Raw genomic sequence first — 10,716 nt, 5'->3', positions numbered from 1 at the left:
AACGATTTTGCGGTGGCCGCAGGTCACAGCGTAGACCCTGCTCGCTGGCAGGAAGCGTTCGAGGGCCTGATGAGCCGGATAGCCGGCCGGTTCGCCGGGGTTGAACCCCGGCGTCGGGTAGGGGATCTGATGCTGGGGCTGCTGTCGGACCTGCCACGCAAGAACTGCTGGAGCATCGCCGAGTGGGCCGGAGTGGCCACCCCGGACGGCATGCAGCACCTGCTCGGCCGGGCCCGATGGGATGCCGACGCCGTGCGCGATGACGTGCGCGAGTACGTCCTGGAGCATCTACACGACGAGGGTGCAGTGCTGGTGGTCGACGAGACCGGGGACGTGAAGAAGGGCACGCACACGGTCGGCGTTCAGCGCCAGTACACCGACACCGCCGGGGCCTGTATTCTGAATAACTGTCAGGTTTGATCTGTGGAGTGTCTTTCGATTGGCGTCCCACGGGCCTTCATCTGCTCCAGGGTGCGAGCCGGCGCTCCGGGCAATGGTGTGACGGTGATTTTGTGCAGGTCCAGGAGACGGTACCCGTCCTGGGACTGATTGGACAGGTTGCTGCGGGTGACGCCCAGCAAGTGAGCCAGGAGCGTACTGGTCGCTGCTCTGCGGCGGCGTAACAGCGCCGTCAGCAGCCGGTGGTAGTGGTCCACGCTGCTGGTCTGCGGGTGGAGATAGCTGCGCGGACGGTGAAAGCGCCGTTGGAATGCGGCCTCGGCCAAGGCGTCCCAGTACGGCTCCGAGATAGCCACCAAGTGGTCAAAGTCGGAACGGTCCATGCCCGTCAGGGCCGGGTCGGTCAGCAGTTCGGTCAGGGCCGGGTCGATCCGGCGACGAGTCCGTGGCACCTCGGGAGGCTTGGGCGGGGCAGGTGCGAGGGTGTAGTTCCAGTCGCCGTGGAACGTGCTCGGTGTGATCGGCAGAGCGTGGAACTCGGCGGGCGTGACGGTCGTGCCGAGGTGATAACTACCGGTGTCGAGTTCGGCGCCGATCGAAAGCCCGGTCGTGGTGGTCGTCGCGGCGATGGTCTTGAGGACAACCTCGTAGCTGGTCAGTGGCCGTCCTCGCCAGTTCGCGGTGATGTGGCAGAACATCCGGTGTTCGATTTTGTTCCATTTGGATGTGCCGGGTGGAAAGTGGCAGACAGTGATCTCCAGTCCGCTCTCCAGGGCGAATGCGGCCAGGTGCTTCTTCCAGGTCCAGCGGCGGGGATCGTTGGAACCACCAGCGTCGGCGGTGATCAACAATCGGGTCGCGTCCGCGTGGTCGGTCCGTCCGCGGCGCTGCCACCAGCGGCGTATGGATTCCACTGCGAATTCGGCGGTGTCGTGGTCGGTCCCGACGTTGACCCAGCCGGTATTGGTGGCGATGTCGTAGATTCCGTAGGGAATGGCCACCGGCTGTTCGCTGGTGGTGAAGGTGTGGCAGTCGACCCTGATCGGGTCCTTGCCCGGCCGCCAGGTGCGGCCCGGCCGGTCGCGCTTGCCGAGCCATTCCTTGGCTTTGGTATCGACCGCGGCGAGGCTGGCTCAAATACCGGCACCGCGACACCGCCGAAGCCATCATCGGCGCCATCACCGGCAGCCTCACCCGCCCGGACACGGTCCTGCTCGGCCGCTACACCCCCGACGGACAATTCCACCTGGTCGCCCGCAGCACCCCCCTGCCGGCTGCCGTACGAAGCGAGTTGGCCGGTCTGCTGAAGCAGGCCAGCCCCGACCACCCCTGGCACGGCATGCGCGTGTCCTCCCGCTGGGGCAGCCGGGAGCCGCTCAACTTCACCCCCATTCGCCCCGACCTCGTCGCGGAGTTCCACGGCGACGCCGCCGTCGATCAAGGACGCTGGCGCCACCCCGTCCGCGTCCACCGCTTGCGCGGCGACCTCAGCCCCAGCGACGTCCCGACACGGTCGATGACCCCACCGAGACATGCAGGCGCGCAGTCACCGCCTGGAGGAGGAGACATGACAAAACAGCCAAAGCGCACCGTCTATCACGTCACCCCAGCAGATAACCCTGCGTCGGAACAGAAGTGGCAGGTCGAACACAAGGAAGGCCGCCGCGAGCTACGCGAACCCCACACCACCCAAAGGCAGGCCATCGACGCCGCCCGGGAACAGGCCAAGCAGCACCAGCCCGCACAGGTCGTCGTCCACGGACGCCCGCGAAACGGAGGCATCCGCACCGAATACACCTACGGCAACGACCCACGCCGCCCCCCGGCTCATTACCTCCAGAACAACCAGCAGCCAGTCGGGCAGGCCGGGCCGGTACGCCCCCGCCGCGCCCTCGGGGCGGTGGCGGCCGCCTCGACGGCGCAGGTCGAGTCGTACCGCGCTGACCGTCGCCGCGGGCCGCACCGGCCGCGACGGCGCGCAGCTCGCTCGCACCGCGCGGCCAGCAGACGGTATAGCCCCGTGGACCCGCTGCTTCCACGGGGCGACCTGGCCGGCCTCAGAGCGCGCTCCATGGTCGGCCAGGAGCGTCTCAGGCGGCCGCCTTTTCCTTCATCTTGTCCTTGAGGTGGTGGACGTCGCTCTCCTGGAGCGTGCCGTCCGCCTGCTCGTACTGGCTCAACGCCAGGCCCAGGCCGAAGAAGGTCGGGGCCCATTCACCGACGTAGATTCCCCAGCGGTCGGCACGGGCGAGGCCTGCGCCGGGTTCCATGGTGAGGCTGGTGACCCACGAAGCGATGGACAGACCGATCGAGGCCATGCCCGCCAGGTAGGCATGCTCACTGCGAATGCCCATGTCGTGCATTTTCTGGATGATCATTGTGGACTCCTCAATACGGAATGCGTGTCGCCCATCGGGTTGCCATGAATGATCGAAATAAACCGTTTTGAGCCATAAGCCAGGTACTGACGCAGATGCCTATTGGATGGGGCGCCTTGGCCGAGGTGCGTTGTCTCCTGGTGAGGCGCAGGCTGGTGACATCGGTTGACGCGCCGCATGAACGGCAAGGCCTTTGGTAGTGGCCTCCGGGGCCTCTGCGGCGCGTCGACTTTGAGCTTTAAGCGCTGCGGGAGCCGGAACTGCAACTCGCGCCCACCATCTACGGGCACGCTGATGTGGCGAGGCGGCGCCGGTCAGGAGACGGTGTTGAGCAGGTGGGGTCCGTTGTCGCGGACGAAGTTGACCGCCGTACTCACGGGGCGGGCGGCCAGGTGACCGCTGGCCGGTGCGGTCAGCAGGGCGCGGAGTTCGTCGAGGTCCTGGTGTTCGGGGTCGAGCCAGGCGTCGTAGTCGGCGGCCGCGATGGTCAGCGGCATGCGGGGGTGGACCCGGTCGGCGGCGTCGGTGGCGTCGGTGGTGATGATCGTGCACGTGGCCAGCCAGGCGCCGGGGTCGTCGTCGGCGGCGACCTCCTTGTTCCGCCACCATTCGTACAGGCCCGCGAAGGCCATGCCCTGGTCCTGCTGCTCGGGGCTGATGAAGTAGGGCTGCTTGTAGGCCTTCCGCTCCTCGGTGGCCGGGACCGGGACCCACTCGTAGAAGCCGTCGGCCGGCAGCAGGCAGCGGCGCCGAGTGAACGCCCGGCGGTAGGCCGGCTTCTCGTGCACCGTCTCCATCCGGGCATTGATCATCTTGGAGCCGATCGCCGGGTCCTTGGCCCAGGACGGGACCAGACCCCACCGCAGCGGCTGCAGCTGCCGCTCCAGCGCACCGGTCTCACGGTCCACGCCCTCCAGCACTGACCACACATGGTTGGTCGGGGCGACGCTCCAGCTCGGCGCCACGAGCGCCTCGGGATTCCACTCGGTGACCCGGAACTGCTGCACCAGGTCTTCGGGGCGTCGGATGGAGACATAGCGGCCGCACATGCCCACAGCCTGCCACGCCGTCCTCTGAGAGCGGTGTCGGGCTTCGATAGCGCTGTCACCTGCGCGTTTCCTCTGTCACTCCCAGGGGTGGATGTGGCACGCGAAGCCTCGCCGCCAAACTCGAACATGCGTACAGGATGTGGGAGGTGGTGACCATGAACGACGAAACCCTGCGCGCCGAGCGCGGCGCGCACGTGCTGCATGTGCGGGTGATGGACCGCCGTCTGCCCGAGGTCACCTACCGGCAGCTGCTGGAGCTGCTCGGTGATGTCACGCCGGTGGTGCAGCCGCTGCCACCGGCCGCGGCACTCGCCGACGTCCGAGGCGCGATGCGCTATTGGGACCTTCTCTGAGGGTCACGCGGGTGTGGTGTGACGTTGCTCGAAGGCGCCTCGTTAGTTAGGCGTTGAGCGACGGTTCTCCGGGGGTGTTGCTCTGTGGCATGCCGTTGCGGGTCGGCTATGGAGCAAAGGATGTGAGCGGTGCGTGTTTTCCCGGTGTGCATGCCGTCGGGTGCTCGGTACTGGACGGTGCTGGACTCGGATCTGGCCGTAGTTCCCGCTGTCGACAGATGGATGCGGCACGTGCGTTTTGGCCAGGATCGGGCAGAGCTGACGACGAAGGCCTACGCAAACTCCGTCGCCTTGTACCTGCGGTGGTGCCTGAAGACAGGGCGTGATTGGCGTGAGGCGGCCCGCGACCTGGGGCTGTTCATGGTGTGGCTGAAGTACGCCCCGGCTAGATGAATGAGTCCAAGGGATGCTGTTGCGGTCAGTAGTCGTACGCGATCAGTGACCGCTTGATGGGCTGCCTGGTGTGATCGTTGTGCCAGATCGCGGCGGTGAGCGCGAGGATGCGGCTCAGGATGCGGACCGCGACGCCGGCGGGGCTTTTGCCGCCGTGTCGCTCCAGGTCCAGCTGTCCCTTGAAGGTCTGATTGATCGACTCGATGACCTGACGCAGCGGTTTGAACAGGTGTGCTCCGGCCCGCTCGGGCTCTCCCTTGCGGGCCGGACGGAGCAGGTTGAGGTCACGCTCGGTCAGGTCGCGTTCGAACTCGCGCCCGTAGTAGTTCTTGTCCCCGGTGATCGTCTGCCCGGGATGGGAGGCCAGGACGTCCGGTGCGGTGTCGAGCATGTCGCGCAGCGTCTCCCTCTCGTCGGCCTTGGCCCCGGTGACCGCGAACAGGATCGGCAGTCCGCCCAGGGTGCATACCAGGTGCAGTCTCAGGCCCCAGAAGTACCGCGAATGCGACGCGCAGTAGCCGTATTGGGCCCAGCCGGCCAGGTCCGAATGTTTCGCGGTCTCCCGCGAGCAGCCGCAGCCGACCGGGGTGGAGTCGACCACCCACACGTCGTCGCTCCACAGGGAGGTGTCCGCCGCGAGGATGCGGATCATGTGTGTGAACAGCGTCGATGCGGCCCGCAGCCGTTTGTTGTAGCCAGACTGGCCGGGCACATAGGGAAACAGGTGCCAAAAGTCCCGGCCGACCCGACGCAGCCAGCGCCGCTCGGAGGTGTAGCCGAGCAGCGCGGACATGACCGCGAGCGTGAGCAGCTCAGCGTCGCTGAGCGTAGGGGCGATCCCGACAGCGGGCCGCGCAGGAGCCAACCACGGCGAAGCCTTCAACTCGTCATCGATCCGGGCATAGAGTGCCGTTGCGAGGGTGTCCAGGTCAGTCTTCACACACCGACATTGGACGCCCTCGCTTCATGCCCGCAGGCGATCCCTTGGACTCATTCATCTAGTGATCAGAGCACAGTGGTTGCCGGGCCAGGCGCCGAGGTGCGTGGTGAGCGGCGGATCAACGCGGTCCTTGCCGGAGTGCGCGGCCTTCTGGCGCACTGCGTCACCACGGGCGAGGTGGAGAGCTGGGTGCTGGGCCAAAAAAGCAGCCACCGGGCTTCCTTCCTCCTCCAGGACGTACGAGGTGTGGTGCGTGGTGTGGCCCGGGGTGGCTATCGCACGCAGCACCAGGTACTCGTCCACCTCGGACACGTCCCCGTCCACAACGGGATGGCGAGGGAAGGAGACGCGGGCGCCGGCCGGGACGAGGTAGCGGGCGCCGGTGAGGCGGGCCAGTTCCAGCCCGCCGGTGACGTAGTCGTTGTGCACGTGCGTCTCCGCCACGTAGGCGATGCGCACCCCTCGCCGCGCGGCGAGGGCGATCACCTGATCGACGTCCCGCGGCGGATCGACCACGACCGCCGCGCTCCGCCCCCCTGCCAGATAGCTACGGTTGCCCAGCCCCTCGAACTCCAGGGTGTCGACAAAAAACATGGTGTGACTCCTCTCGGCGTACCCGGGTAATTCCGTTTCGGGAAGCCGCCGCCGCAGCTCCGGAACTGTTCCGCCACTCCGAACCGCTCGCGATATCCGCGGTTCTCATGTCCTGGGCCATCACGCAAACGGTCACCGTCTGGAATGGCGCGGTAGCGGCTTTTCCGAAGACTGCGGGCGGATGGCGTATCCGGCCGGCCTCATGCCGGCGGACGTATGCGACGGTTATCTGCCGGTTTTGCTTTCGTCAGCCCTCGCGTACTGCAGCTGCGGCGCGATCGCCGTTGTTCTCCGCGCTCTCGCTGCCGGGAAGGACGACCGGCAGCCCCGCTGCTTCCCACGCCTCAAGGCCGCCCGCCACGCTGTAGACGGAGGACCGGCCCGCGCGGATCGCCTGCACGCCGCCCTGCGCGCTGCGGTTGCCCGTGCGGCAGACGAAGGCCAGTGGACCGTCAGGCAGATCCGACAGCGACGCCGGCAATGTGCTGAGCGCGGCGTGGACGGCACCGGCCGGGTGACCCGCTGCCCATTCATCGTCTTCACGGACATCGACCAGCGTGAGTTCCCCGTCCACGGCGCGGCGACGCGCCTCGACAGGAGACAGGTCAGCGGGCATGCGGCCATCGGCGGAACTCAGGCCCTGCGCGGGCAGCACCGTCCGGATCGCCTCGTAGTTCGAGGCATGGACGACGGCTATCTGCTGTCCCATCATCGGACAGACATTCATCGCCTCTTCCCAGTGACCGGTGGACTCCCATTCCGCCACGTTGACGAGAGGGAATTTGCTCCCCGGAACGATCGTGCGGAACATGTACGTCCGAAGGAAACCGGGCTGCGCCGCCATCACCTCCGCGGCATCCTGCCATGCGGCGAGATAAGCGGCCTCCTTATCCTCATCGATCTCGATCGGAATGATCACGACGTGGCGATTTTCCATCTGCTGCTTCCCCAAGTATTTCGACTACCGACATGCCGCTCCAGCCGGAGGAATTCCCAACGAATGAGGGAACACGACCGGGTCCTCGAGATACCGGCTATCGGTTGTGAGCCAGAACTGTCTGGACGCAGCCTGCACACACGCGTCCGCAGGCAACGAATCTTCTTGCCGAACCGGCAAGAAGGTCGGCGTGGTCCGGGCCGTCGGCCGATCGGCGGGCCATCGCCGGCGGCGGGCTACCGGGGCGTCTTGCCAAGACAGCATGAACCGTTGCTACACCCGTGGCGCCGTCGCACGCTGACGGCATGAGCGAGTTCGAGTTGATACGAGATGGTGAACAGACCTGGGACGTCGTGGTGGTCGGGGGTGGGACCGCCGGCCTTTCCGGTGCTTTGAATCTGGCCCGGGTGCGCCGGTCGGTTCTGGTGATCGACAAGGGTGAGCCCCGCAATGCTCCGGCTGCCGGCGCCCATGGTGTGCTCGGCCGCGAGGGCATCTCTCCCCTGGAGCTACTGCGGCTCGGGCGCGAGGAGGTCGCTTCGTACGGCGGTCGCGTCGCTTCGGGGCAGGTCGCGCGGATCTCCCGGGACGGCGCGGGCTTCTGGGTGGTCACCGAGGACGGACAGCGCGTACGGACGCGCAGAGTGCTGGTGACCACTGGTTTGGTCGATGTGCTGCCGGACGTGCCGGGGCTGGCCGAACGGTGGGGGCGGGACGTGCTGCACTGCGTGTACTGCCACGGCTGGGAAGTCCGGGACAAGGTCATCGGGGTGCTCGGCAACTTCCACCAGGCACTGTTGTTCCGTCAGATGTCCAAGGACGTCACGCTGTTCCTGCACGCTGGAACGGAGCTGACTGACGAACAGTGGGAGCAGCTGGCCGCTCTCGGTATCGGCGTGGTCGACGGTGAGGCCACCGGGCTCGAGGTCAACGGTCAGGACCAGCTGACGGGCGTGCGGCTGGAGTCGGGCACGGTGGTGCCGGTCCAGGAACTGGTGGTCGCCCCCCGGTTCCTCGCGCGCGCCGGTTTCCTGGGCGAGCTGGGCGTGACGATGCAGGAACACCCTATGGGTCTGGGGGAACAGCTCCGGGTGGACGCGTCCGGGTTCACCGGAGTGCGGGGCGTGTGGGCAGCGGGGAACGTCAGCGATGTGCTGGCCGGGGTTCCGGTCGCGGCAGCAGCCGGAACCACCGCGGCCGCCGCGATCCACATGGACCTGCTGAAGGCTGACGCGGAAGCTTCCGCCCGCGCGGCGAAGGACGGTGGAGTCTTCAGTGGGGCGATGGAGGCCGAGGTGTCGCGGCGCGTGCTGGGCAGCCGTGCGCACGGGCTGGGCCCCCTCCCCGGGGGGAACTGAGCACCGCGCCCTCACCGCAACCGGGTCAGGTGGCGCGGACCCGGAGGTGGGCCCGTTCTCCCTGGCGTCCGAGCAGGATGAGAAGTTCGACGGCCTGGTCGCCGTCGGCGCCAATCCAGTGCGGCACGTGCGTGTCGAATTCCGCGGCCTCGCCCGGATTGAGGCTCAGGCTCTGCTCGCCCAGCAGCAGCCTGAGCCGTCCGGCGAGCACATAGATCCACTCAAAACCCTCGTGGGTCTGCAGCTCCGGCTCGCTGTGGGGCGCGGGTGAAATGAGAAGCTTGTAGGCCTGGGCGCCGCCGGGATCGCTGAGGGGTACCAACGTCATGCCTCCCCGGGTCACCGGGCGCAGGTGAATGCGCGGGTCTCCCGTACGGGGCGCGCCTACGAGGTGGTCGAGGGGCACCGCGTACACCTCGGCGAGTGGCAGCAGCAGCTCCAAAGTCGGCTTGCGACTGCCGCCCTCCAGACGAGACAGCGTGCTCTCGCTGATTCCGGTCCGCTGGCCAAGCTCAGCCAGCGTGATCCCCCGCCGGCGACGCAGCTCCCGCAGACGGGGCCCGACCGCATCCAGAACGTCCTTCTTCGCGCTGTTCACACCCTGATATTGCCCGAAGCGGCATAGCCCCTTCCAATTCGAGTTCGAGCAGCAACTGAGCAGTCCGCGACGGTGATGTTCGGCTAGCGGCTCGACCCGGAGGTGCTGGCGCAGGCGACGGCGGAGCTCCAGGCTGATCACCGCCCCGCTGGCGCTGCGCTTCCTGCCGGCCTTCCTCCTCGTGGGGGTCCGCGCCGGTGGTGATGGGGCTGGCGGGGGCGATCCTCGCCGGCACGACGATCTGAAGGGGGACCAGGGCGGCGATCAGCTTGTGGGCCGCCGCTTTGGTGTGCCCTGTTCTCGTATAGCTACGGCCATGGGGTGTGGCTATCTGTGATGCTCAGGGCTCCACCGGCAGGCTTGCCCGCAACCGCCATCGCGTCATTCGCCACTTGTCGCCTGTACCCGTGGGGCAGTTCCGATCAAGCGCTGTCAGACATGCCCGTTAGGGTCTCTGCGATGGTGCCGGCGGCGTTGGAGGAAGCATGGCAAGACGGATGCGTGAAGAGGCGTTCCGAGTTGAGCAGGAACAGGGGCGTTATGACCCCCATGTCCGTCCGGTCAACGAGATGGTCGATGCCTTGCGCGAGCAGGACGGGCGTGGCTGGATGCCACATGTCGCACCCTGGCATGGGGGAGCAGAGGCTCGCGTCTTGTCCATTCTTCGGGACCCAGGCCCCAAGACGCAGGAAGGTGGCGGCTCGGGATTCCTGTGTGTGGAAAATGATGACCCGACGGCGGAGCTCCAGGCCCAGATCTTCGAGGAGGCCGGGATAGTGCCGCGTGACGTCACTCCCTGGAACGCCTATCCCTGGTACATCAACCGCTCACCGAACGCGGCGGAGCTCCAGGCTGGTGCCGAGGTCCTGAAACAGCTGCTGGGGCTGATGCCGAAGGCAGAGGTCGTGCTCCTCCAGGGCAACGAAGCCCAAGATGTGTGGCGCCGCCTGCTCAAGACACACCCCGAAGCCGTCCGCGATAGAACCCTGGAAGTGGTCAGCACCTACCACCCCGGTCGGCAGGCTCTCTTCGTGCGAGACCTGGAGGAACGCGCCCGCCGCGCACAGCACCGTATCGACTCCTACCAGAGAGTCGGTGATGTGCTCCGCAGCACAGGCGGGCAGTTGTAGAGGTCCTGTTCTCGTACGGCCTCGGGAAACATCGAACGGGCGCGGGCATAGTCCCTCACCACGGCGGTACCGGCCGCGCTCCGACCGTGACAACAGACACGCCGATGCTGGGCGGGAGTGCGGGCCGGCCCTCTACCAGGACTTTGAGGGTTGCTCCTTTGCCTCCAGGCACATGGCCTCGTCGCGGGCCGGGAGGCGGGAGGCCGTGCGGCGGCGACGGGTGCGGAGTGAGCTGAGTTCGAAGCCCAGTCTTCCTAGCGCGATGAGCGTGCCGTGCCCAAAGACGAGCATCAGCCATGTTCCGTCGTGCCAGTACCAGTCCTCGGTCCAAGGTCGGGTGATCGACAGCGTCAAAATGAGGTGTGAGACGGCGATGGTGACGCCCACCCGTCGCCGCCGGGGATACAGGAGCGGTGGTATCGCCCAGAGCAGGGAGGCCAGCACTATCAAGGGGGCGACGAACGGCAGACCTGACATAACAGACCTCAAGATCGGTAGCGAGTGCCAGCAACCCTCACACCGGCGGGTCCGTGGTACCAGCCCGGCGGGATATCGCCCGGATCACGATGCGGCTTCGGTCACCCCTA

General features: G+C 67.0%; 10 protein-coding genes and 3 pseudogenes. 6 read left to right on the top strand and 7 right to left on the bottom strand.

The features are described 5' to 3' along the window. Positions 1-69 precede the first annotated feature (69 nt). A pseudogene (locus ACRWNP_RS36340) lies at positions 70-417 on the top strand (transposase); the annotation flags it as partial. Here the strand turns inward: ACRWNP_RS36340 and ACRWNP_RS36335 are convergent. Further along, positions 400-1,517: pseudogene (locus ACRWNP_RS36335) on the bottom strand (ISAzo13 family transposase); the annotation flags it as partial. The pseudogenes ACRWNP_RS36340 and ACRWNP_RS36335 sit on opposite strands and share 18 nt — an antisense overlap. 221 nt (positions 1,518-1,738) lie before the next feature. Between ACRWNP_RS36335 and ACRWNP_RS36330 the strand changes: the two are divergent. Next, entirely contained in the window at positions 1,739-2,524 is a 786-nt protein-coding gene (locus ACRWNP_RS36330; RefSeq protein ID WP_431969168.1) for a DUF2188 domain-containing protein, read from the top strand. On the opposite strand, the gene ACRWNP_RS36325 is transcribed toward ACRWNP_RS36330, so the two are convergent. Together ACRWNP_RS36325 and ACRWNP_RS36320 are read right to left on the bottom strand one after the other, a co-directional pair. After that, entirely contained in the window at positions 2,490-2,777 is a 288-nt protein-coding gene (locus ACRWNP_RS36325) for a hypothetical protein (RefSeq protein ID WP_431969166.1), read from the bottom strand. The two genes, ACRWNP_RS36330 and ACRWNP_RS36325, sit on opposite strands and share 35 nt — an antisense overlap. Before the next feature lie 314 nt (positions 2,778-3,091). Then, positions 3,092-3,826, bottom strand: a complete 735-nt coding sequence (locus ACRWNP_RS36320; RefSeq protein ID WP_431969164.1) for an SOS response-associated peptidase — start codon at positions 3,824-3,826, stop codon at positions 3,092-3,094. Positions 3,827-3,981: 155 nt separating this feature from the next. Here ACRWNP_RS36320 and ACRWNP_RS36315 point away from each other — a divergent pair, with 155 nt between their 5' ends. After that, entirely contained in the window at positions 3,982-4,179 is a 198-nt protein-coding gene (locus ACRWNP_RS36315) for a hypothetical protein (protein WP_431969162.1), read from the top strand. 418 nt (positions 4,180-4,597) lie between these two features. Here ACRWNP_RS36315 and ACRWNP_RS36310 read toward each other — a convergent pair whose 3' ends face one another. The 3 genes and pseudogenes from ACRWNP_RS36310 to ACRWNP_RS36300 all read right to left on the bottom strand — a co-directional run bounded on the left by ACRWNP_RS36310 (position 4,598) and on the right by ACRWNP_RS36300 (position 7,058). Next, positions 4,598-5,512, bottom strand: a complete 915-nt coding sequence (locus ACRWNP_RS36310; RefSeq protein WP_431969160.1) for an IS982 family transposase — start codon at positions 5,510-5,512, stop codon at positions 4,598-4,600. A 201-nt stretch (positions 5,513-5,713) separates the two neighbouring features. Further along, positions 5,714-6,106 (bottom strand): annotated as a pseudogene (locus ACRWNP_RS36305) (MBL fold metallo-hydrolase); the annotation flags it as partial. 247 nt (positions 6,107-6,353) lie between these two features. Next, positions 6,354-7,058 carry a rhodanese-like domain-containing protein gene (locus tag ACRWNP_RS36300; protein ID WP_431969158.1) on the bottom strand — a complete coding sequence of 235 codons (705 nt, stop codon included), beginning with the start codon at positions 7,056-7,058 and terminating at the stop codon, positions 6,354-6,356. Positions 7,059-7,348: 290 nt separating this feature from the next. On the opposite strand from ACRWNP_RS36300, the gene ACRWNP_RS36295 reads away from it, so the two are divergent. Beyond that, on the top strand, positions 7,349-8,401 hold the full coding sequence (locus ACRWNP_RS36295) for an NAD(P)/FAD-dependent oxidoreductase (protein WP_431969156.1): 1,053 nt from the start codon (positions 7,349-7,351) through the stop codon (positions 8,399-8,401). 25 nt (positions 8,402-8,426) lie between these two features. Here the strand turns inward: ACRWNP_RS36295 and ACRWNP_RS36290 are convergent, their stop codons facing one another. Beyond that, positions 8,427-8,999 (bottom strand): XRE family transcriptional regulator, encoded by a 573-nt coding sequence (locus ACRWNP_RS36290; RefSeq protein ID WP_431969154.1) that lies wholly within the window; start codon positions 8,997-8,999, stop codon positions 8,427-8,429. Between the two features lie 485 nt (positions 9,000-9,484). On the opposite strand from ACRWNP_RS36290, the gene ACRWNP_RS36285 reads away from it, so the two are divergent. Both ACRWNP_RS36285 and ACRWNP_RS36280 read left to right on the top strand, forming a co-directional pair. Then, complete coding sequence (locus ACRWNP_RS36285) at positions 9,485-10,129, top strand: uracil-DNA glycosylase (RefSeq protein WP_431969152.1); 645 nt, start codon at positions 9,485-9,487, stop codon at positions 10,127-10,129. Between the two features lie 337 nt (positions 10,130-10,466). Beyond that, positions 10,467-10,716 (top strand): hypothetical protein (locus ACRWNP_RS36280; protein WP_431969150.1); only part of this gene is annotated, 250 nt, incomplete at its 3' end.

It is taken from the genome of Actinacidiphila sp. bgisy160 (assembly GCF_965342435.1).
GTDB lineage: Bacteria > Actinomycetota > Actinomycetes > Streptomycetales > Streptomycetaceae > Actinacidiphila.
This window is presented reverse-complemented; position numbering and strand designations above follow the sequence as displayed.

Bases quoted from the DNA above. Each gene is read 5' to 3' on its own strand.
- ACRWNP_RS36320 (WP_431969164.1), bottom strand. From the start codon at position 3,826: ATGTGCGGCCGCTATGTCTCCATCCGACGCCCCGAAGACCTGGTGCAG.
- ACRWNP_RS36325 (WP_431969166.1), bottom strand. From the start codon at position 2,777: ATGATCATCCAGAAAATGCACGACATGGGCATTCGCAGTGAGCATGCC.
- ACRWNP_RS36315 (WP_431969162.1), top strand. From the start codon at position 3,982: ATGAACGACGAAACCCTGCGCGCCGAGCGCGGCGCGCACGTGCTGCAT.
- ACRWNP_RS36285 (WP_431969152.1), top strand. From the start codon at position 9,485: ATGGCAAGACGGATGCGTGAAGAGGCGTTCCGAGTTGAGCAGGAACAG.
- ACRWNP_RS36330 (WP_431969168.1), top strand. From the start codon at position 1,739: ATGCGCGTGTCCTCCCGCTGGGGCAGCCGGGAGCCGCTCAACTTCACC.
- ACRWNP_RS36295 (WP_431969156.1), top strand. From the start codon at position 7,349: ATGAGCGAGTTCGAGTTGATACGAGATGGTGAACAGACCTGGGACGTC.